23 protein-coding genes are annotated in these 21,541 nt (G+C 63.2%); 10 read left to right on the plus strand and 13 right to left on the minus strand.

From position 1 onward, the window contains the following. Positions 1-29: 29 nt before the first annotated feature. Positions 30-611, plus strand: a complete 582-nt coding sequence (locus X757_RS150480) for a TetR/AcrR family transcriptional regulator (RefSeq protein ID WP_023668517.1) — start codon at positions 30-32, stop codon at positions 609-611. A 335-nt stretch (positions 612-946) separates the two neighbouring features. Here the strand turns inward: X757_RS150480 and X757_RS150475 are convergent, their stop codons facing one another. The 7 genes from X757_RS150475 to X757_RS150445 all read right to left on the minus strand — a co-directional run bounded on the left by X757_RS150475 (position 947) and on the right by X757_RS150445 (position 9,096). Continuing rightward, complete coding sequence (locus tag X757_RS150475) at positions 947-1,969, minus strand: LacI family DNA-binding transcriptional regulator (protein WP_023668516.1); 1,023 nt, start codon at positions 1,967-1,969, stop codon at positions 947-949. A gap of 136 nt (positions 1,970-2,105) precedes the next feature. Beyond that, complete coding sequence (locus tag X757_RS150470; protein ID WP_023726378.1) at positions 2,106-2,900, minus strand: ATP-binding cassette domain-containing protein; 795 nt, start codon at positions 2,898-2,900, stop codon at positions 2,106-2,108. Positions 2,901-2,904: 4 nt separating this feature from the next. Beyond that, a complete protein-coding gene (locus X757_RS150465) occupies positions 2,905-3,891 on the minus strand; it encodes an ABC transporter permease (RefSeq protein ID WP_023668514.1) in 987 nt (328 codons plus the stop codon). 110 nt (positions 3,892-4,001) lie between these two features. Next, positions 4,002-4,934: a substrate-binding domain-containing protein gene (locus X757_RS150460; RefSeq protein ID WP_031251313.1), complete on the minus strand. Its 933-nt coding sequence runs from the start codon at positions 4,932-4,934 to the stop codon at positions 4,002-4,004. 296 nt (positions 4,935-5,230) lie between these two features. Next, entirely contained in the window at positions 5,231-6,259 is a 1,029-nt protein-coding gene (locus tag X757_RS150455) for an ABC transporter permease (RefSeq protein ID WP_198024406.1), read from the minus strand. Continuing rightward, positions 6,256-7,800, minus strand: coding sequence for a sugar ABC transporter ATP-binding protein (locus X757_RS150450; protein WP_023726381.1), 1,545 nt, complete (start codon positions 7,798-7,800; stop codon positions 6,256-6,258). Before X757_RS150450 ends, X757_RS150455 begins: the two co-directional genes overlap by 4 nt. A gap of 138 nt (positions 7,801-7,938) precedes the next feature. Then, positions 7,939-9,096 carry a fumarylacetoacetate hydrolase family protein gene (locus X757_RS150445; protein ID WP_023726382.1) on the minus strand — a complete coding sequence of 386 codons (1,158 nt, stop codon included), beginning with the start codon at positions 9,094-9,096 and terminating at the stop codon, positions 7,939-7,941. A gap of 176 nt (positions 9,097-9,272) precedes the next feature. On the opposite strand from X757_RS150445, the gene X757_RS150440 reads away from it, so the two are divergent. The 6 genes from X757_RS150440 to X757_RS150415 all read left to right on the plus strand — a co-directional run bounded on the left by X757_RS150440 (position 9,273) and on the right by X757_RS150415 (position 15,336). Then, the gene (locus tag X757_RS150440) at positions 9,273-10,550 is read left to right on the plus strand and encodes an FAD-binding oxidoreductase (RefSeq protein ID WP_023726383.1); all 1,278 of its coding nucleotides are present in this window, start codon (positions 9,273-9,275) and stop codon (positions 10,548-10,550) included. 96 nt (positions 10,551-10,646) lie between these two features. Beyond that, the gene (locus tag X757_RS150435) at positions 10,647-11,528 is read left to right on the plus strand and encodes an ABC transporter permease (RefSeq protein ID WP_023687088.1); all 882 of its coding nucleotides are present in this window, start codon (positions 10,647-10,649) and stop codon (positions 11,526-11,528) included. Then, the gene (locus X757_RS150430) at positions 11,525-12,355 is read left to right on the plus strand and encodes an ABC transporter permease (protein WP_023726384.1); all 831 of its coding nucleotides are present in this window, start codon (positions 11,525-11,527) and stop codon (positions 12,353-12,355) included. Before X757_RS150435 ends, X757_RS150430 begins: the two co-directional genes overlap by 4 nt. Positions 12,356-12,369: 14 nt before the next feature. Continuing rightward, complete coding sequence (locus X757_RS150425) at positions 12,370-13,476, plus strand: ABC transporter substrate-binding protein (RefSeq protein WP_023668506.1); 1,107 nt, start codon at positions 12,370-12,372, stop codon at positions 13,474-13,476. A 176-nt stretch (positions 13,477-13,652) separates the two neighbouring features. Beyond that, a complete protein-coding gene (locus tag X757_RS150420) occupies positions 13,653-14,261 on the plus strand; it encodes a helix-turn-helix domain-containing protein (RefSeq protein WP_023687089.1) in 609 nt (202 codons plus the stop codon). Continuing rightward, positions 14,251-15,336 (plus strand): ABC transporter ATP-binding protein, encoded by a 1,086-nt coding sequence (locus tag X757_RS150415; protein WP_023684395.1) that lies wholly within the window; start codon positions 14,251-14,253, stop codon positions 15,334-15,336. Before X757_RS150420 ends, X757_RS150415 begins: the two co-directional genes overlap by 11 nt. Positions 15,337-15,776: 440 nt before the next feature. Here X757_RS150415 and X757_RS150410 read toward each other — a convergent pair whose 3' ends face one another. Continuing rightward, the gene (locus X757_RS150410; RefSeq protein WP_023726385.1) at positions 15,777-16,481 is read right to left on the minus strand and encodes an SOS response-associated peptidase; all 705 of its coding nucleotides are present in this window, start codon (positions 16,479-16,481) and stop codon (positions 15,777-15,779) included. 186 nt (positions 16,482-16,667) lie between these two features. Here X757_RS150410 and X757_RS150405 point away from each other — a divergent pair, with 186 nt between their 5' ends. After that, entirely contained in the window at positions 16,668-17,021 is a 354-nt protein-coding gene (locus tag X757_RS150405) for a nuclear transport factor 2 family protein (protein WP_023684393.1), read from the plus strand. Between the two features lie 89 nt (positions 17,022-17,110). Here X757_RS150405 and X757_RS150400 read toward each other — a convergent pair whose 3' ends face one another. Beyond that, the gene (locus X757_RS150400; protein WP_023726386.1) at positions 17,111-17,590 is read right to left on the minus strand and encodes an SRPBCC family protein; all 480 of its coding nucleotides are present in this window, start codon (positions 17,588-17,590) and stop codon (positions 17,111-17,113) included. Next, positions 17,587-17,943 carry a helix-turn-helix transcriptional regulator gene (locus tag X757_RS150395; RefSeq protein WP_023687094.1) on the minus strand — a complete coding sequence of 119 codons (357 nt, stop codon included), beginning with the start codon at positions 17,941-17,943 and terminating at the stop codon, positions 17,587-17,589. Before X757_RS150395 ends, X757_RS150400 begins: the two co-directional genes overlap by 4 nt. Before the next feature lie 165 nt (positions 17,944-18,108). Between X757_RS150395 and X757_RS150390 the strand changes: the two genes are divergently transcribed. Next, a complete protein-coding gene (locus X757_RS150390) occupies positions 18,109-18,456 on the plus strand; it encodes an ArsC family reductase (RefSeq protein ID WP_023692123.1) in 348 nt (115 codons plus the stop codon). 137 nt (positions 18,457-18,593) lie between these two features. Here the strand turns inward: X757_RS150390 and X757_RS150385 are convergent, their stop codons facing one another. The 3 genes from X757_RS150385 to X757_RS150375 all read right to left on the minus strand — a co-directional run bounded on the left by X757_RS150385 (position 18,594) and on the right by X757_RS150375 (position 21,222). Next, the gene (locus X757_RS150385; protein WP_023704867.1) at positions 18,594-18,950 is read right to left on the minus strand and encodes a DUF488 domain-containing protein; all 357 of its coding nucleotides are present in this window, start codon (positions 18,948-18,950) and stop codon (positions 18,594-18,596) included. Between the two features lie 15 nt (positions 18,951-18,965). Continuing rightward, positions 18,966-20,222, minus strand: coding sequence for an aminopeptidase (locus X757_RS150380; RefSeq protein WP_023684389.1), 1,257 nt, complete (start codon positions 20,220-20,222; stop codon positions 18,966-18,968). Positions 20,223-20,307: 85 nt separating this feature from the next. Then, positions 20,308-21,222, minus strand: coding sequence for a LysR substrate-binding domain-containing protein (locus tag X757_RS150375; RefSeq protein ID WP_023687096.1), 915 nt, complete (start codon positions 21,220-21,222; stop codon positions 20,308-20,310). 94 nt (positions 21,223-21,316) lie between these two features. On the opposite strand from X757_RS150375, the gene X757_RS150370 reads away from it, so the two are divergent. After that, positions 21,317-21,532, plus strand: coding sequence for a hypothetical protein (locus X757_RS150370; RefSeq protein WP_023668495.1), 216 nt, complete (start codon positions 21,317-21,319; stop codon positions 21,530-21,532). Positions 21,533-21,541 lie beyond the last annotated feature (9 nt).

Below are 21,541 nucleotides of genomic sequence, written 5' to 3' on the forward strand. Positions count from 1 at the left end.
CGAATTTTTAGGGAGACAAGGAGACTGCGATGGCAGACGGCATTACCGATCGCGTGCGCCCCCGGGACCGAATCCTGGAGACGGCGCAGGACATGTTTCACAAGCATGGCATCAAGGGCGTCGGTGTCGACGCAATCACGGAAGCCGCCGGCACCAACAAGATGACGCTCTACCGTCATTTTGAGTCGAAGGACGAACTGATCGTTCAATGCCTGCGCGCGTCGGCGGCTAAAGGCGCCGCGATGTGGGACCAATTCGAGGCTGAGCATCCCGGCGACAAGCTCGCCCAGTTGCATGCCTGGATTCGCATGGCCGCTGCTTGCCTGGCGGCTGACGGTCGCGGCTGCGACATGGCCAATGCCGCCGCCGAATTGACCGAGCCGGACCATCCCGCCAGGAGCGTGATCAAGGAGCTCAAGAGCGCTCAGCGCGATCGCCTCGTTGCGCTGTGCCGGGATGCGGGCATCGGTCAGGCCGAGCTTCTGGCCGATACGCTGTCGCTGCTGTTCGAAGGGGCGCGCGTCAGCGTGCAGACCATGGGCTGCCAGGGCCCCAGCACGCAGTTCGTGCGCATGGCTGAAGGCCTGATCAGCTCTTTCAGGGCGCGCTGAATTCCAGCTTTCGGAGTTGAGGAGTCCCCATCATCCGGCGGGGCTCCTGGCTATTCTCCGAACTTGCCCGTCAACTCTAATTTAGATTCATTTGAGAATGAAAAAAGCCCGCTGCCGGGAGGAGGTGGCAGCGGGCTCGATTTCGAACGAGATGCGGGAGGAGGTGCACCGCGCTCAGCGTCGGCATCGCATCTGGGAGGAGTAGATGGCCGACACCCAGATGAGTAAGGGTTGCCCAATGATTCGGCAACAATGAAAGTTGCATGGCTGCTGTGCAGATTTGCGGCATCTGCCCGACTTGTCATACAAATCGGAAAAACCGCCACGGCGCGAAATCACTGCACCGGTACGTTTTCCTTGAAGATCAGCCGTGGCTCGATGAACTTCTTCGTCAGGTAGGGCGCGGCGGACGCGATCGAGCCGAGCAGGCGGATCACAGATTGCTCCGCGATCAGCCGCGCATTCTGGTCGATGACGACATCGGCGAGGTCGTCAACGAGATAGCCGCGCGTTTCCTTGGTCAGGTCGTGGCAGATGAAGACCGGCTTCTTCTTTGGCTTGGCCTCGAGCAGCGCTCTCGCCACACCTGAGCGCCCGGCGCCGACGCAATAGATGCCGAGCAGTTCCGGCTCGTTGTGCAGCGCCTGCATCGTTGCGGTGTAGCTGCCCTCGGGTTCGTCATTGATCTCGACCGCACTCGAGACGGTGAGATTGGGGAACTCCTCTGTCAGTACCGACCGAAAACCCATTTCGCGCTCCTCGTGCCCGCGATAGGAACGCGAGCCGACGACCATCGCCAGATGACCCTGGCGGCCGTTGAGGAAGCGCCCCATCAACAGCGCCGCCGTGCGTCCGGCAACCCGGTTGTCGATGCCGACATAGGCCGAACGCGGGGCGGCTGGAACGTCGGAGACCAGCGTGACAAGGCGGATGCCTGCCTCGACCACATCGCGCAATATGTTGCGCGTTCGCGGATGATCGACGGCAATGACGCCGACGCCATTGGCCTTCAGCGACAGATTTTCAACCGCCGCCTGCAGCGCTGCCGGCGAGATGCCGCCGAGATTGTGGATCCGGCACGAGGCGACCAGCGGCAGGCGCCCCGCATAGTCCTCGATGTGCCCGGCGAGGTCGATCATGAAACCGTTGGCGCCGATCGGCAGGAAGAATTCAAGATGCGCCGGCCGCGACGGCAGCGTCACCTGATCGACCACCGGCAAATAGCCGAGCTGCTTGGCCGCCTCCATCACCCGTTGGCGGTTGGCGGCGCTCGCGCCGGCCCGGTTGTTCAGAACCCGGTCGACGGTCGCGGTCGACAGGCCGCAGCTCCTGGCTATGTCGGCAACGGTGGCTTTCATGGCTGCAGTCATAGAGCATGATCCCGAAAAGTGGGAACCGGTTTTCTCGGACAAACGGGAACCGTTTTGTCAAAAGGTCATGCTCTACAACGAGTTAGAGCGGATGCGTTTCCGTGCCAGACGGCGCGAAGACGGTTCAGCCGTGCGATGGCCCGCCTTCGATGATGGCGTCGCGGATCTCCTTGTCCGACATCCCGGTGATGATGCGTTCGACCTCGGCCACGCTGGTCTTCTTCGGGTCGATGTCGTCGGCCACCACCTTGCCCCGGCGCATGACGACGATGCGGTCAACCACCTGGAAGACGTGATGGATGTTGTGGGCGATGAAGATGCAGGAATGCCCGGAATCGCGCGCGTTGCGCACGAAGCTCAGCACGCCTTGCGTCTCGGCGACGCCGAGATTGTTGGTCGGCTCGTCGAGGATGATCAGGTCGCTGTCGAAGTGCATGGCGCGCGCGATGGCGACGGCCTGCCGCTCGCCGCCGGACAGGGAGCCGATCGGCGTCGTCGGCGGGATGTTCTTGGAGATGCCGACCTGTTTCAACAGGTCGCGGGCGACATTGTTCATCGCCTCCTGGTCCATGCGGTTCAAAAAGCGCGGCGGCTTGACCGGCTCGCGGCCGAGGAACAGGTTGCGCGCGATCGACAGCTGCGTCACCAGTGCCGAATCCTGGTAGATCGTCTCGATGCCGTGCGCGATGGCGTCGCTGGTGCTGCGCAGATTGACCTTCTTGCCGCGGATGAAAATGTCGCCGCTGGTCAGCGGCACCGCCCCCGACAACACCTTGATCAGCGTTGATTTGCCGGCGCCATTGTCACCGAGCAGGCCGACGATCTCCCTTTCGTTGACATGAAAATTGGCGTCTTCGAGCGCCTGCACGCGCCCGTAGGACTTTTTGATGTTGGTCATGCGGATGAGCGGTTCAGCCATGGTTCTAGGTCCCTGCCTGATGCCGGCGTTCCAGCCATGAATGCAGCGCCATCATGCCGAGGATGATGGCGCCGATGAAGATGTTGTAGGCCAGCCCGGGCACGCCGATCAGCACGATGCCGTTGCGCATGACGCGCAGGATGAGGATGCCGAGCACGGTGCCGATGATGGTGCCGCGCCCACCGGTCAGCGCCGTGCCGCCGATCACCACCATGGCGATGACTTCCAGCTCGTAGCCGGTGCCGCTGTTGGGGTTGGCGGCCGACGTGCGCAGCGACGAGATGACGCCGGCAAGCGAAGCCATCACCGACGACAGCACGAACAGGCCGATCTTGACGCCGCTGACGTTGACGCCGCGCGCCCTTGCGGCGCCTGGATTGCCGCCGGCTGCCTGGATCCAGTTGCCGGTCCGGCTTTGCGTCAGCACGTAGCCCAGTGCGATGGCCGCCGCGATGAACCAGAAGAGCGACATGTAGATGCGGAACGGGCCGATGAAGAAATCACCGACCAGCGCTTCGGCCAGCCAGCTGCCCTCGGCGCTCCACGTCCGCTGCGGAAAGCCGTCGGTGACGAACAGCGCGGTGCCGCGCACCACCAGCAGCATGCCGAGCGTCACCAGGAAGGATGGGATTTTCAACTGCGTGACGAACCAGCCATTGACCAGGCCGATGAAGGCGGCGATCAGCAGCGCCGCGAGGAAGCCGACCTCCAGCGAGGTCAGGCCGCTGTTGAACAGCGTCCACATCAGCACCGGCGAAAAGCCGAACAGCGAGCCGACCGACAGATCGAATTCACCCGATGTCATCAACAGCGTCATCGCCAGCGCGATCAGCCCGAGCTCGACGGTGAAGGCCAGCGTGTTGGAGATGTTCTGCGGCGACAGGAAATCGTGGTTGATGCTCCAGAACACCGCGATTTCGACGATGAGCAGAACGAAGGGCCCGAATTCCGGCCTCGCGATCAGGCGTTGGATGAGCGAACGGTTTTCCACTGATAACCCGCGACAGGAAGGGAAAGGCTGAAACCTCGCACGTCGTGCGAAAGGTTCGGCGAAAAGACAGTCGCGACCGCGGCTGCGGCCGCGACTGTTGAAGGTCTGGGTTATTTGCCGGACAGGATGTCGTCGTAGACCTGCGCGGTGTCCTTTTCATAGAGCGCGCCGGTGATGACGTTGAAGCCCGGGGGAATGCCTGACGCCGCCATGTTGGCCAGCGACAGAGCGACATAGCTGGTCGCCTGCGGGTCCTGCCACTGGCCGGCATTGACGTAGCCGGTCAGCACTTCCTGGGTGGTGTCGAGCGAGTTGCCCCAGCCGACGACCGGGATTTCGCCCGGCTTGATGCCGGCCTGGTCGAACACCCGCTTGATCGAGCCGGTGACCAGATCGCCGAGGCCGATGATTGCCTTGACCTTGGCCTTGTTGGCGGTGAGATAGTCGACCATGCGGTTGATGGCTTCGGCCTGGTCGAGGGTCGCTTCGGTGATCTCATAGGTGATCCCCAGCGGTTCGTAGACGCTCTTGATGCCTTCCTCTTCCTGGACGCCGTAGGTGGCGCCGGGGATTTCGACCGGCATCCAGACGAAGTCGCCCTTCTTCACCAGGCCCTTGTCGACCAGATATTGCGCCCAGTGCTTGCCGAAGGTGACGTTGTCGCCGCCGACATAGGCGTCGAAGCTTGCCTTGGGATCGGGCGTGTTGAAGTTGATGATCGGGATCTTGGCCGTGTTGGCTTCCTTGGCGATTTCGATCAGGCTGCCCGGATCGGGGCTGGTGGTGACGATGCCGTCGGCCTTGGCCGAGATCGCGGCACGCACGGCCTCTTGCTGCGAGGCAACGTCGCCATTGTGGAACGAGGTGTTGACGGTGTTGCCGGTGTCCTTCGCCCATTGCTTGGCACCGGCCAGGAAGTAGGTCCAGACCGGGTCGGCCGGGCCGCCATGCGAAATCCAGTAGAACGTCTTGGCCTGTGCCGCCGCCGGAATGGCCAGCGCCACAATCAAGCCAAGCACGAGTAATCGTAGCCTCGTCAGCATTTGCTTTCCTCCCATGTTGAAAAACGACCTCCACGTCCGGCGATGATCCGGGCCATGCCCTTGATCCTCTCCTCCTGCCAGCGCCGACCCGGATGCGCAGAGCATCTTCTTTTGCGGCCGATGGCAAGCCTCCATCCGCCCAATGGATGGTGGCGCGATGCAACGCGCCATCATCGATCCCATCAGATCGCATCAGTTAGAGGGCAATTCCAGGAAAAGTGTGAAACGGTTTTCCGTCCGGAATTGCGTCAACCAAGAGATAGAGATATTTCCCGGCAAGCAGGCGGGGCTTAAACTCAGGCGCGCGGATTTTCCTGAAAGCGCTCGGCCTGGCGGATGCGCAGCACCTTGTCCAGCCGGTCGAGCGCGAGCGCCAGCACCATCACCGCGCCGATCACGAAGGGGCTCCATGCGGCGTCGATGCCGAACAGGGTCACGCCGCTCAAGATGACCTGGACGATCAGCATGCCGATCACCGCACCGAAGACGGTGCCGCGCCCGCCGGAAAGCGAGGTGCCGCCGATGATCGCCGCGGCAATCGCCATCAGCACGAAACCGCCGCCTTGGTCGACGTCGGTAACGGGAGAGCCAAGCCACAGCGCGCCCGCCAGCCCCGAGACGATGCCCATCAGCACCAGCGTCTGCAGCCGCACAGCACCTGTCGGGATGCCGGCATAGAGCGCCGCCTGCGGATTGCTGCCGACGGCCTGGATCCGGTAGCCGAAGCGGCTGCGGTGAAGCACGAGGTGCATCACCACCGCCATTGTGACGAAGACAAAGACAGCCGTCGGCACAAGGCCGAACAGCTTGCCGTGAACGATCTCAAAGAAGTCGCCGCCTGGGCTGGCCGGAGCTGTCGCTCGCATCTTGACGGCCACCGCCGCCAGGCCCCGGAACATTGCAAAGGTGCCCAGCGTAACGACGATGGCCGGCAGTCGCAGCGCCACCACCAGCAGGCCGTTGACGAGACCGAGCCCGGCGCCGAGCAGCACGCCGGAAAGGGCGGCAAGCCACGGGTCGATGCCGGCGGCCAGAAGGAATGCGGTGAGAAGGGCCGCGAGATGGAATATCCAGCCGACGGAAAGGTCGATCTCGCGGAGTGCGAGCACGAACACCATGCCGATCGCCAGCATGCCGGGATACGCAGCGGTTTCCAGCAACGACAGCACATTGGCCTCGTCGAGGAAATCCGGCCGGGCAAAGCCTGTAATCGCCACAAGGACAACGAGCCCGATGAGCGGCCTGAGTTCGACTGGCAGGCGAAGGCTGCGCTTCGGGTGGGCAGCCGAACCGGCAAGCTGTAGCATGGGATCCAATCGTGTCATGCCATGGCTCCCACGAGTTTCTTTTTCGGCCGCTCCGCCTCCGGCATCTCGCCGGTGGTGGTCAGTTGCAGCACTGTCCTTCGCTTCATCTCGGCGCCGGACAGCTCGCCGGCGACCCGGCCGCGGTGGAAGACAAGGACGCGGTTGCTGAGGTTGGTCAGTTCGGACGGCTCGACCGAACGCAGCAAAACGATACAGCCATTGGCCGCCATCTGCCGGATCAGCGCATAGATCTTGCGCTTGGCAGCCGCCTCGATACCGCCAGCCGGATTGTCTAGGAGCAGCACTTGCGGCGCCGTCTCCAGCCATTTGGCGATTACGATCTTCTGCTGATCGCCGGCCAGCAGCGAATTCACCGGCGCGTCCGGCAGGCCCTTGATGCGCAGCGCATCGATCTGCCTTGCGGCGGCGGCGATCGCGGCCTTGGGCGAGTAGCGGCGAGACCCCCAGTTGCGGGCGCCGGTAGCGATGTTGCCTATGTTGAAGGCCAGCGACCGGTCGGGCATCAGGCCGTTGCACAGGCGGTTGGCCGGCACCAGGCCGATGCCGCGCCGCGCCGCTTCGGTCGGATTTCCAGGCAAGCCGTAGCCGTCGGGGAGCCGCACCCTGCCGCTTTGCGCCTGGCGCAGGCCAAACAGCATCTCGAACAGGTCTTCAACGCCCGACCCCTCAAGCCCGGCCAAGCCGAGGATCTCGCCGGAGCGGGCGGTGAAGCTGACGCCGGAAATCCGGCCGCCGCTCAGACCCTCCACCGTGATCCGCGGCCTTATCGTGCTGGCATTGGCCGGCAGTGCAGGCGGGAACAGGCTGCCGCGCTGCTGGCCGATCATGGCGTCGATCACATCGGCTTCGCTCAACGCCGAGCGCTCACTTGTCAGCACGTCACGGCCGTTGCGCATCACGGTGACCTGGTCTGCGATCGCAAACACGTCCTCCAGCCGGTGCGAGACATAGAGCACGCTCGTGCCCTTGGCCTTGAGGTCACTTAGTACGGTGAACAGGTGCTCGGTCTGGCGCCGGTCGAGCGCAGAATTCGGTTCATCGAGGATCAGCAGCCTCGGGCCTTCCAGAATTGCGCGGCCGAGTTCGACATATTGCCGTTCGCCCATGCCGAGTTGTCCCACAGGAGCGTGGACATCGACGTCGAGCTTGAGTTGCCGAAGCAAGGTGCGGCTGCGTGCCTCCATCTCGCGCCTGGAGACGAAGCCATTGCGCAACGGCTCGCGATTGACGAACAGATTGGCCAGCACCGAGCGGTCGGCAAACAGGCCGAGCCCCTGGTGGACGACGCCGAAGCTGTGCTTGCGTGCAGCGATCGGGCTGTCGACGGTGACGATCTGGTCGCCGACGCGGATGGTGCCGCTGTTGGGCCGGAGCACGCCGGCAAGCAGCTTCACCAGCGTCGACTTTCCGGCGCCGCTTTCACCGACGACAGCATGGATGGTCCCCTGTCCGACAGACAGGTTCATATCCCTGAGCGCGACAACGCCGCCATAACGCATGGCGAGATTGCGCACCGATATCATCGGCAAACCGAGCATGCGATTCGGCCCCCACAGACCGCGCCCCGATCCTGGAGCGAATTTCCGATACAGTCACCCGGATTCCGCTAACAAACGGCTTACAGGGACCGGATAGGAACGTTTATCGGCTATCCGTTCGTCCTGGCTGCTCCGAAATCAGATCAGGTCGGCCTTGGCGAGGTCCCGCATGAGATGGCTGGCGCCGTAGGTCCAGTGCGGGCAATCGGGCGACAGAAGCACGCGGTTCACCAGCGCGCCGAATTTCTCTGACGAGATGGTGACGATGTCGCCGATCTTGTGGGTGAATCCCTTGCCCTTCTCGCCGCGATCCTTCGACGGCACGAACATGGTGCCGAGATAAAGCGCCAAGCCGTCGGGATACTGGTGGTGCGGCCCCATGGCGGCCGCGACCAGCTCTTCGGGCGAACGGCTGATCTCGGCCATCGAGCTCGCGCCCTCCAGCGAAAACCCGTCCTCGCCCTCGACCTTCAGCCGCACAGTGGCGCGCTTGACATCGTCGATGGAAAAGCTTGCGTCGAACAACCGGATGAAGGGCCCAAGCGAGGCCGAGGCATTGTTGTCCTTGGCCTTGCCGAGCAGCAGCGCCGAGCGTCCCTCGACGTCGCGCAGATTGACGTCGTTGCCGATGGTCGCGCCGACGATCTTGCCGGTGCTGGCGGCGATCATGGCGATCTCCGGCTCGGGGTTGTTCCAGGTGGAGACAGGATGCAGCCCGACATCGGCGCCGAAGCCGACGGACGCCATCGGCTGGCATTTGGTGAAGATCTCGGCGTCGGGGCCGATGCCGACTTCCAGATATTGCGACCAGGCGCCGCGCTGGATGAGCTTGGCCTTGATCTCCATCGCCTCAGGCGAGCCGGGCTTCAGCTTCGACAGATCGTGGCCGATCAGCCCGGCAATGTCGGCGCGGATGGCGTCGGCCTTTTCCGCCGAGCCGCGCGCCTGCTCCTCGATGACGCGTTCGAGCAGGCTGACCACGAAGGTCACGCCCGACGCCTTCACCGCCTGCAGGTCGACAGGCGAGAGCAGATAGGGTTTTGCCGGATCGCGGGTGGCCTGAAAACTGTTGGCGGCGATCGCGTCGAGCGAGCCGACCGGTTCGCCTTTGGCTGAGCGCACGTGTCGGGCCGGATCGGCCATCTCGCAAATGTCGCGCACGGTGGGTGCGGTGGTCGAAGTGATGTCGAAAACGATGCCGTCGCGCACGGTGACCACCAGCGGATGCGAGGCATCGCTTGCCCTGGCTCGGCCGATGAAGAGCCCGTCGGCGGGAAGCTGCGTTGGGTTCTTCATGGCTTACGGTCCTTTGATGATCGAGATGGCAGCTGGGCCGCTGCACTTTCACCGGATTCACGCCAAAGGTCTATCCCGTGGCGCAGGCAATTGTCGGTTCTGACATGAGGCCCGCTCTTTCAAAAAAATGAAACTGGCACTAGAATTTTCATTTTCCGCATACTCCAGGTGAAGCCTTGCCCGCACCGTTTTCCGTTCCGATCTGGCAGAAGCCGCAGACCGCATCCGCCTTCCAGTTGCTCGTCACTGCGCCGGTCGACGTTGCCATCGTCGGCGGCGGCTTCATGGGCCTGTCGACCGCCTTGCACGCAGCCCGGCTCGGTCTCGGTGTACAGGTGCTGGAGGCTGGCGAGATCGGGCAGGGCGCCTCGGGCCTCAATGGCGGCCAGGTCATTCCCGGCCTGAAATATGATCCCGAATGGCTGCTCGAGCATTTCGGCCCCGAGCGTGGCCAAGCGCTGGTCGATTTCGCCGCCTCGACGGCGGATACGGTGTTCGATCTCATCCAAGACGAAAAGCTGGCGGTGCCGTTCACCCGCAATGGCTGGATCCAGGCCGCGCATACCGAAACCGCATTGAAAGCGGCGGCGAACAGGGATCGTCAATGGCGGGCGCGTGGCGCCGATGTCCGGCTTCTGAATGAAAGCGAGATCGCCGCTATGACCGGCGCGCAAGGCTATCTCGGCGGCTGGCTCGACCGCCGCGCCGGCATCATCGATCCGCTCGCCTATACAGTGGAACTGGCGCGCATCGCCGCCGCCGCCGGCGCCAGCATTGCCGAGCGGCAGAAGGTGGTGAAACTCCGCAAGGAGGCCGGCCTTTGGCGTGTCTCAACCGAAAGCGGCGCCGAGGTGCGGGCGAAAGCGGTTGTCCTGGCGACGAACGCCTATACCGATGGACTGCTTCCGGGCCTCGCCGAAACGATCGTGCCGCTGCATTCCTTCCAGGTCGCGACCGCACCGCTGTCATCCAACCTTGCGGCGACGATCCTGCCGGAAGGGCAGGCGGTGTCCGACTCCAGGCGCATTCTCGTCTACTACCGCAAAACAGCCGACGGCCATCTGGTGCTTGGCGGCCGCGGCCGCATGGCGCGGCCGAGGAGCGAGGCCGACTGGGCGCATCTGCAGCGCGCGCTGGTGCGGCTCTATCCGGCGCTCTCCGATGTCGTCATCGAGAAGCGCTGGTTCGGCCGCGTGGCGATGACACCGGATCACCTGCCGCACATCCATGAGCCGGAAAAGGGCCTGCTCGCCGTGGTCGGTTGCCAGGGCAGGGGCGTCGGCATGATGACCGCGCTGGGAAAACGCATGGCGGGCTATTTGGCAAACGGTGAGGCAGCGCAATTGCCGTTCCCGCTGTCGCCGATCCGGCCGATTCCGTTCCACGCCTTTCGCCAGATCGGCGTCGCCGCGACGATCGCCTGGTACCGCATGCTCGACGCCTTCGAGCGCTGATTGCGCGCCGGCCGTTTAGGCCTCGTGGATTCAGCTTGACAGTTTCATGAATATGAAAAAAGCTAAGTCGATTTCATATTTCCATTGAGCAGCCTGATGTCGACCGTCGTTGCGTCTGAAGCGCCAGCAGGCTCCGCCCGGGGCTTCCGCTTCGCCATGTTGCTGCCGGGCGGGCTGGTCACCTTCTTCCTGATCCTGTTTGCGCTCGGCCTCGTGCTGTTCCTCGCCTTGCGCGGCAATGACGGTTCGCTGCTCGGCGCCGGCTTTACGGCAGGCAACTTCATCACCGTGGTCTCCGATCCGCTCTACTGGACAGTGACGCTGCGCTCGCTGGTGATCGCCGGCCTGGTGACGCTGGCGACCGTCGTCACCGCCTATCCCGTCGCCTACTATCTCGCCTTCCATGCCGGCCGCCGCCGCAGCCTGCTTTTGTTTCTGGTGACCCTGCCGTTCTGGACCAGCTATCTCCTGCGCGTCTTCGCCTGGAAGATCGTGCTCGCCTACAACGGCGTCTTGAACTCGGCGCTGATCGAAAGCGGCATCTGGTCGGAGCCGACGCTGGCCTTCCTCAACACGCCGGCGGCGGTGGTCGTCACGCTGGCGCATGCCTATGCGCCCTTCGCCATCCTGCCGATCTATGTGGCGCTGGACACCATCCCGAAATCACTGCTCGAAGCCGCCTCCGATCTCGGCGCCAGACCGTTCACGGCGTTTCGCCGCGTCGTCTTGCCCAATTCGATGCCGGGCGTTCTGGCGGCCGCCCTCGTCGTCTTTGTGCCGACGGTCGGCGACTATGTCACCCCGGCCATGGTCGGCGGTCCCGCCAGCACCATGATCGGCACATTGATCCAGTCGCAGTTCGGCAAGGCCAATGACTGGCCGTTCGGGGCGGCACTTTCAGTCTGCGTGATGCTGGTCATCCTCTGCGTGGTGCTGGTCGCACGCGGCGCCGACCGCAAATTCGGCAGCCGCACATGAGCGCGGCGCGGAGAGATGATGGCCGCGGCTGGCTCGGCGTCTATGTGCTTGCCTATCTCGTCTTCCTCTATCTGCCGGTGCTGTTGATCCCGCTGTTTTCCTTCAACAACTCCATCCAGGCCGCGTTTCCGCTGCAGGGCTTCACGCTCGAATGGTATGCCACGCTCTATGGCAATCCGGCGCTGTCCGGCGCGCTTTTGAACAGTCTCGTCATTGGCGTCGTGGCCGCCGCCGGCGCCACGCTCTGCGGCATCACCGTCTCCTATATGGACCTCTACGGTCGTTCGCCGCTCGCCGCCACCATCAGCGCCATCTCCAGGCTGCCGATCCTGATCCCCGGCGTCATCGTCGGCATATCGTTGCTGATCCTCGTCAATCTCATCGGCCTCGGCCCGTCGCGCATCGCCATCGTTCTCGGCCACATACTGGTGGCGCTGCCGACCACCGTGGTGATCATGCGCAGCCGGTTTGCCGCAATTCCGAAAACCATTCGCGAGGCCGCACTCGATCTCGGCGCTTCCGACTGGACGACCTTCCGGCGGGTGATGTTGCCGCTCTCGCTGCCGGCCATCGTCTCGGCCTTCATGCTGGCCTTTCTGATTTCCTTCGACGAGTTCATCGTCGTCTTCTTCCTCGCCGGCACCGAGCCGACGCTGCCGCTCTACATCTGGAGCCAACTGCGTTTTCCTCGCTCGCTGCCGACCGTGATGGCGCTGGGGACAGCTATCCTTGCTGTGTCCGTCATCATCGCCGGCATCGCCGAAATCCTGCGCCATCGCGGGCTGAGCACAGCCCGNCGGCGCCCACCAGTCCAGCCTGAACCATAAAGAGGAGAACCGAAATGGCATTCGACCCGAAATCAATTACTGGGCTGAAATCGATCACTGGCCCGAAATCGATCACTGCAAAGACAGCCCGCACCGGGCTTGCCGCGCTTGCAATCGTCCTGTCGTCGACTGTCGCCTTCGCCGCCGACAAGCTGCAATATTTCACCTGGTCGGGGTACGAGCTGCCCGACTTCAACAAGAGCTTCCTGACGGCCCATCCCGATGGCGTCGAGGCCTCGATCTTCGGCGACGACGACGATGCCTTCACCAAGGTCAAGGCCGGCTTCCGCCCCGATATCGCCCATCCCTGCTACGACAAGGTGGCGCGCTGGAACAAGGAAGGCCTGCTGCAGCCGATCGATACCAAGCGCATCAAGAACTGGGATTCGATCTTCCCGGTGTTCAAGAACCTGCCCGACATCCAGGCCGGCGACGGCAAGGTCTGGATGGTGCCGTGGGATTGGGGCAACACCTCGATCCTCTACCGCACCGATCTGGTGAAGAACCCGGAAGCGAGCTGGAACCTTCTGTGGGACAAGCAATATGCCGGCCGCATGGCGACCATCGATGCCGTGCATGACACCCCGATCGTTGCCGCACTTCTGGCCGGCGTAAACCCCTTCGACATGACGCCCGAGCAGATGGACAAGGTGGCGGAAAAGTTGCGCGAGCAGCGTCCCCTCCTCTCCAACTACACCACCGACATGACCTCGGTCGAACAGGCGCTGGCCAGCGGCCAGCTGGTCGCCGCCATGACCTGGAACGCGTCGGCAACCTCGCTGAAGAAGCAGGGCGTGCCGGTCGAGTTCATGAAGCCGAAGGAGGGCATGCTGACCTGGGCCTGCGGCTTCGTCATGCTCAAGGACGCCAAAAACGTCGACCTCGCCTATGACTTCATCAACAGCCGGCTCGACGCCGACTCGGGTAAGTACCTGATCCAGGCCTACGGCTATGGCAGCTCGCTCAGCACCGCCTTCGCCGGCGTGGCGAAGGACGAACTGGACAAGCTGCAATTGCCGGCGGACCCGGAGGTGATGCTGAAGACCACCATCTTCACCGGCCCGATGAAGCAGAACGACGATGTGGCGAAGATGTTCGAGAAAGTGAAGGCCGGGGGGTGAGCAGCGCAGACCTCACCTTCTCCCCTTGTGGGAGAAGGTGGATCGGCGCGCAGCGCCGAGACGGATGAGGGGTGNCCCTCATCCGTCGCCTTCGGCGACACCTTCTCCCACAAGGGGAGAAGGGGGAGCTCTTCGGCGCTGCGCCGCGCCAATAGGACAGTTACAGGGACCCACGCATGGACATGCTTGACGACGCAACCGAGAAACCAAAGGCCGACGCCGACATTCGCGTCGGCCGGCGCGTGCGGGCGCTGCGGCTGGAGCGCAATTTGTCGTTGGCCGAGCTTGCGGCAAAAGCCGGCGTGTCGATTGGGGCGCTGAGCCAGATCGAGCGCGGCCTGTCTTCGCTGCGCGTCAAGGTGATCTGGCCGCTGGCCGCCGCTCTCGACATCGAGCCTTCGGCGCTGATCACCGACGGCAACGAAGCCGCCAACGATCTCTATTGCGTGCGCGCCGACAAAAGGCGGCAGCTCCCGGTCAAGTCGGAAGGCATCGCCAAGGCGCTGCTGTCGCCGCCGGGCGCGGCGCTGACCGGCCTCTTGGTGACCGTGGAAGCCGATGGCGGCACGGCGGAAGCCTATGCGCATATCGGTCACGAGTTCGGCTATGTCCTGTCGGGCGAGGTCGAACTGGTGGTGGACTCGACAAAATACGTGCTGAAGAGCGGCGACTCCTTTGCCTTCAAGAGCACGCTTCTGCACGCCTTCCGCAATCCCGGCACCGAGCCTTGCCAGATCCTCTGGGTCAACACCACCAAGCCGTCCGAGGTTCGCGATGGCGCCTGATGCGCTGGTACGCCTGGACACGGTCTCGAAGGTTTTCCCCGGCGGCATTGTCGGGCTCGACGCCGTCGATCTCGACATTATCAGCGGCGAGTTCATCACCCTGCTCGGGCCCTCGGGCTGCGGCAAGACCACCAGCCTGCGCGTCATTGCCGGTTTCGAGAGCCCGTCGAGCGGCAAGGTGCTGCTCGATGGTCGCGACATCACCGCGCTCAGGCCGTTCGACCGTCCCGTCAACACCGTGTTCCAGGATTATGCGCTGTTCCCGCATATGAACGTCGCCGAGAATGTCGGCTTCGGCCTGTCGCTGCGCAAACTGTCCGGCGCCGAGCAGGCAAAGCGCGTCCGCGAAGCCCTCGACATGGTCGGCCTCGCCGACAAGCTCGGCGCCCGCGTTTCCGAACTGTCGGGTGGCCAGCGCCAGCGCGTCGCGCTCGCCCGAGCCATAGTCTGCGAGCCGCGCGTTCTGTTGCTCGATGAACCGCTGTCGGCGCTCGATGCGCATCTGCGCGAACAGATGCAGGTCGAACTGAAGCGGCTGCAGTCGCGGCTCGGCACCACCTTCGTCATGGTCACCCACGACCAGACCGAAGCGCTGTCGATCTCCGACCGCATCGTCGTCATGAACAAGGGCCGCATCGAGCAGATCGCGCCGCCGGCTACGCTTTACGACCGGCCGGCGACGAAATTCGTCGCAAGCTTCATCGGCACCATGAACCTCTTGCAATCGCGCTTCATCGGCCGCGACGGCGACCGCCTGCGCTTCGCCGCTGGCGGGCTTTCGCTGGAAGCAACATCTGAAACCGGCGACACACCCGGCGAAGGCACTGAGCGCACCATCGGCGTTCGCCCCGAGGACTTGCTGGCCACCACCGATGCCGCCGCCGGCACCGCGCCGGCGCGCGTCAACTCCATCGTCTTCCACGGCCGCACGCTGCGGCTGCATGCTGAGCTGGGGCAGGGATTGCCGGTGGTGATCGATGCGCCGCGCCAGGCCGAGGGCTTTCAATTCAGCGTCGGCGACGTGGCGCATATCAGCCTGCGCCGTGGTGCCAACTGCCCTATGCTGCGAAGCTGATCCAACCCAATCCCTTCATCGACGGTTGGATTTAACCTGCTGTGAAGATCGCCAAGGTGGAATTAAGTGTGAATTGACTCGCAAAGGAACATATTCCTACTTTGCGGGATGCCCGAACTAAGCACCCGACCGCGCCGAAATGTGCAAACCCTCTGCTTGGCGCATGAAGTCGGGCAGCTAATTCGTGTTCGATGTCGGAACTGCAACATCACTCGACACTATCTGCCTGGCGATCTCGCAAAGCTGGTTGGTGATATCCCCTTTTGGGATGTGGAGCGGCACATGCGGTGCGAGCGCTGCAAAGGTCGTGAGCTCGATGCAGGCATCATTCTGCCAAGCGCTGCTGAACGCCTTAAAATTCGCGTCAGACGTCTTGTCGAAATCCGCATGGTTCGCCGGGTAATCTGGCGAGACGACGATTGAGGAGAGCCGATTTCGGGCTAAAACAGAGACCCTTGGGCCGGGGCCTGTGGTGGGAACTTGATCTGTGTGGCTGGCTTCTCAACGATCACCAACGCGTCGTTGGGCGCCGTCCGCTGCAAACGCCGTGCTTCCGACCATGGCGCCGTCAGCCAAGCCTCGGTTTCCTCCGGCGTGGTGAGGATCACGGGCATAGCCTTCTCATGTATCGGCGCAATGAGAGCATTAGGCTTGGTGGTCATGAAGGCGTATAGCTCGAAGTCGCCGGGACCGTCCTTGACCTTTCGCACGCCCTGCCAAGACGTCCAGAAACCAGCGAAGAAGAACAGCGGCCGGCTCTCGCCACGGGCAAACCAGTAATTTCGCTGGATTCCTGTTTCCGGGTCTTTATCGTTCGCCGCAGGGCTGGGCTCGGCAAAGCTGGTCACCGGCACGACACATCTGTGCTCGACGCCCAAATATTGCTGCCAGTGCGAATATTGCGGATTGCGAACGTTGGTGGTGCCGTAGTCGGCCTTACCTTTCATGCGCTCGGGCGGCGTTGGCAAACCCCAAAGCAGTTTCGCCAGTTCACGCTCCCCATCCGTCCTGTTGCGAACGACAAGCCCAGGTTGATTGGGATAGACATCAAGCGAAGGTTCGAGGTTGCCGCTGATATCGCGCAATGTGCGGGTCCATTGGCGGACCGCCTCTTGCGTCGTCGTGATGTTGTAGAGGTTGCACATGCACCCAGCATTGCGGAATTGGCTTTTGTCTGCAACCGAAGTCGCTGTCCGACGCCGCCGCAATCGTCGTCACACAGCCGCGCTATATCATCGTCCTGACACACCTTGTCAGCTGTCGTGCGGGTAAAGGTGGCGGGCCGGCAAGCGCTTCCCTACTTCAAACCAGTCTGAACAGGAGGAACACACATGACCATCGCGGATGTTGCCAAGGATTTCACTGAAATGCTCCAGCAGGGGGATCACCTGGGTGCTGGTGAAAAGTACAATGCCGATGATATCGTCAGCCTCGAAGCCATGGAGGGGCCGATGGCCATCGCCCGTGGCAAGGAGGCTCTCAGGCAAAAGGGCGAATGGTGGCAAGAGAACCACGAAGTCCATGGCGGCTCTGTCGAAGGCCCCTATGTCAACGGCGACCAGTTCGCGGTGCGCTTCAAGTTCGACATAACGCCCAAGGCGACCGGCGAACGGGTCACCATGGACGAGGTTGGCCTGTACACGGTCAAGAACGGCAAGATCACCGAAGAGCGCTTCTACTACTGAGCCCGGGTGCCGTAGGGTTCCGGCGCACTTCGCTGCACGACCCAAAAACCAGGCGGCCGGGACAAAGTCCTGGCCGCAGTGGGAAAAGCTCAAATGGTCTTCACATACTGCGCCAACTGATCGGCCACCGTGCCCCAGCCGTCGAAGAACCCCATCTCTTCATGATTGTTGCGGGTAGCCTGGTCGCGATGGATGGCCGTTGCCGTGTAGCGCGTGCCCTTGTCATCCGACTGAAGCGAAATGACTGCGGTGATGAAGGGCTCGCCCGAGGGCCGATAGCCCGGCAGCAGCGCATCGGTCCACACCAGCCGCTCGTTCGGCACGATCTCGAGATAGCAGCAATGGCGGTCGTTGACCTCCTTGCCGTCGGGCGATTGCATGCGCGTCCGGAACAGTCCGCCCGGACGAAGGTCGATCTCGCAATCGGTGATCAGCCAGGGCTTGGGCGTGAACCATTGCTTGACATGCTCCGGCACCGTCATCGCGCTCCACAAGAGTTCGCGCGGCGCGTCGAGCTTGCGCTCCAGCACAAGGTCCAGTCTGGGGTCGGGCTTGAAGGGATAGCTCACTTTTCTTGCTCCTTGAGGCTCATCACATAGGCGTCAAATTGATCGAGTCGGCGCTCCCACAGCGTGCGCTGTTCGGCCAGCCAGTTTTCGGCGAGCTGCAGCGGTTCGGGCGCCAGCTGATAGGTCCTGGTGCGGCCGATTTTTTCCGATCGCACCAGTCCGCAGCCTTCCAGCACTTTCAGATGCTCGATGAAGGAAGGCAGCGCCATCTCGAAAGGCTGCGCCAACTCGCTGACCGAGGCGGGACTGCGGTTCAACCGCTCGACCACGCGCCGCCGCGTCGGGTCAGCCAGCGCGCGGAAGATGCCGTCGATCGGCGGGAGACTTGTAGTTGGGGCGTGGAGGCTTGGCATGGGCGATCCTGAGGTCCGTCGACGGGTATAGAAAGATACTTAGGAAAATTCCTTAGTATTGGCAAGCCCTAAAAATGGGCTGATGTGACCGGGGTGCTGGCAAAGCGGGAAGGACGGTTTTAGGCTGTCCGGCGGATTCGACCACCAGCCCAAGGGAAGTGCGTTTTGACGATCACCATGTACGGCATCACCACCTGCGACACGATCAGGAAGGCGCGCACCTGGCTGGAGGGCCACGATGTGCCTTACCGTTTTCACGACTACCGGGCCGAGGGGATCGACGCGGGCAGACTGGATGGATGGATCGGCAAGGTTGGCTGGGAAAAGCTGCTCAACAAGGGCAGCACGACCTTCCGCGAACTGCCCGACAAGCACAAGCAAGGGCTCGACGAGAAGAAGGCCAGGAAGCTGATGCTGGCCAACCCGACGATGATCAAGCGCCCGGTGCTCGAGGTCGGGGATGAGATTTTGGTGGGGTTCAAGCCGGAGGCTTATGAAGGGGTGGTGAAGTAGCGTAGCCCTGCCTCGTCAGCCTATGGCGTAGCAAGGAGCGAAGCGACGCAGCGCAGACACGAGGATGACGAACGCGTGGAGGGCGATCGCTAATTGTGAAGGCTTTCGCTTGCGGCGTATGCAGCGGTCGCTGTCTCTCAACCCGTCCAGCGCAAATACCCCGCCAACGCCACCGCATTGTTATGCGCCTCGTCATGTGCGCCATAAAGCAGCGTCACCTTGGCCTTGCCGAGCAAGCCACGCAGTTTCGCCACCGCTTCTCTATTCCCATCCAGCTCGACCGAATACCGCACCTGAAACTCCGCCCATCGCGCCGGCTCATGTCCGAACCACCTCCGCAATTCATCGCTCGGCGCGATCTCCTTCAGCCACAGCGTCAGCGCGGCATCCTCCTTGCTGATGCCGCGCGGCCAGATGCGATCAACCAGCACCCGCTGCCCATCATCGGGCGCGGGTGCTTCGTAAATTCGCTTGACCGTCAGGTCGAAGGCCATCCGCCCTCCGCGAGCTTACGCCCACTCACCCTTGCGCATCACCGGCACCTTGCGGCCATCCTTGTGCACGCCGTCTATGTCGATCTTGTCGGAGCCGATCATCCAGTCGATGTGGATAAAACTCTTGTTGCCGCCGCGCTGGGCGATTTCGTCCTGGGTGAGCGAGGCGCCGTCGACGAAGCATTTTGAATAGCACTGCCCGAGCGCGATGTGGCAGGCGGCGTTCTCGTCGAACAGCGTGTTGAAGAACAGCAGGCCGCTGGCCGAGATCGGCGAGGAATGCGGCACCAGCGCCACCTCGCCGAGCCGGCGCGAACCCTCGTCGGTGTCGAGCACTTTCTTCAGCACGTCCTCGCCCTTCGAAGCCTTGGCCTCGACGATCCTGCCCTCTTCGAAACGCACCGAGATATCGTCGATCAGCGTGCCCTGGTAGGACAGCGGCTTGGTCGAGGATACACGGCCGGAGACGCGCCGTGCATGCGGCGTGGTGAAGACCTCCTCGGTCGGGATGTTCGGATTGCAGGTGACGCCGTTCTTGGCAGTCGAGGCGCCGCCCATCCATTCATGGCCATCGGCCAGCCCGACGGTGAGGTCGGTGCCCGGGCCGCTGAAATGCAGATCATGGAAATTGTGCTCGTTCAGCCACTTTGTGCGGCCGCGCAGCGCTGCATTGTGCGCCGTCCAGTTTGCGATCGGGTCTTCCACATCGACCCGTGATGCCGAAAAGATCGCATCGGCGAGCTTCACCACGGCGACATCGTCGGCATCGCCGGGGAAGACCTGTTTTGCCCAGGCGAGATCCGGGTAGGCGACGATGTTCCAGTTGATGTCGAAGCCGGTGATCTTTTCCAGCGCCGGCTGGTAGGCCATCGAGTTCGCCTTGTTGGCGCGCGCCACTTTCGCCGGGTCCTGCGCCGACAACAGCGACGGGTCCTCGCCGCGCACGGCAAGCCGCGCCGCATTGTTGGAAAAGGCCTTCGCCATGCCTTCATACATCCAGCCGGCGGCGCGGTCGAAGCCGGCATCCGCGCCGTAGCGGAAGCGCGCCAGCGTGATCTCGTCATCGTTGAAGATCGGCGTCACCAGGCCGGCGCCCGCTTTATAAGCGTGCTCAACGATGCGCCTGGTCAGCGGCAGTGCGGCGATCGACGAGGTCAGCACCAGATCCTGCCCCGGCTGCAATTGCAGCCCGACCTTGATGGCGACTTCCGCCAGCCTGTCGAGCTTCACCGGGTCGATCGTTGCGGAAACGCCGCGCGAATGTGTGGTCATGATCCTGCCTGCCTTGGTCCGGGAGTGAGAGTTCCAACATAGGCCGGCGCGGCTGTCCTTTCCAGCACCGTCGCGACGGACAGCCCTAGGCAGCGCTTTCCAGCGCGCTAAACTGCGCCACGGTCGCCGCGATTTCCTCGCGGATCCAGATCTTGAAATCGCGCACCTTGCGGCTTTCGGTCTTGGTCGCCGAGGTCACCAGCCAGTAGCCGAGGCCGCTCTGCGCCCGCACGCCGAAAGGCGCGACGAGGCGGCCGTCGGCCAGCGCATCGGCGGCCAGCAATTGCCAGCCGAGCATGACGCCATGGCCGGCGATCGCCGATTCCAGGCACAGCATCGGGTCGGTGAAGCGCGCGCCCTTGCGGAAGCTGACCGGCTCGGCCCCGGCAGCCTTGAACCAGCTCTCCCAGTTGATCATCGCCCGTTCGTCGGTGATGGCGCAGGTCTGCGCCAGGTCTTCGATCGACTTCAGTTTCTTGGCGATCACCGGCGCGCAGACCGGAAAGACTTCCTGCGCCAACAAAAGTTCCGCCCGGCCGCCCGGCCATTTGCCGTCGCCAAGCCGGATGGCGATGTCGATGTCGGAGCGCTCGAGATCGGCCAGCCGCACCGAGGCGTCGATGCGCAGCAGCACGTTGGGATGGCGGTCGAAATGCCGCGACAATCGCGGCAGCAGCCATTTCGAGGCGAAGGCCGGCGCCACCGAAACCACCAGCGTGCATTGGCTTGCCTCATCGGCCAGCGCCACCGCCTGCGCCAGCTCGCGAAAACCGGCGCCCAGCCGGGCGGAAAAAACCGTTCCGAATTCGGTCAGCACCAGCCCGCTTGCGGTGCGTTCGAACAGCGCCTGTCCGAGCTGCTTTTCAGTGCGGTTGATCTGCTGGCTGACGGCGCTGACCGAGACGTTGAGTTCGCCGGCCGCCGCCGCGAGCGAGCCGAGGCGGGCGACGGTTTCGACGGCGCGCAGGCCGTTGAGATGGACGCGGTTCAGCATAGCCATTTCAGTTTTTCTAAACCGGCGCGGCTGAAATCTCAATTGAAAGACAGCCCGACAAGGCAGATTTTAGTGGGACAGTCAGACCGAGGAGGCGAGGATGACGATCGTATCATTGTTCAAGATCTTAGCCGCTGCCGGCCTCCGGCCGGACCGCTATGATGGGATGCACGGCGGCGATGTCATCGACTGGGTTACCGACCCATTGTCGCATCCGGTGCTGGACACCATGTCGGAACGCGAACTCGGAGATATCCCGTTCCGGCTGACGGCGCGCCGCACCGCCTACGAGACCGGGGCGGTCGGCTGCGGCTGAGATGCGGGG

Origin of the sequence: Mesorhizobium sp. LSHC412B00 (assembly GCF_000503035.1) — a bacterium.
GTDB lineage: Bacteria > Pseudomonadota > Alphaproteobacteria > Rhizobiales > Rhizobiaceae > Mesorhizobium.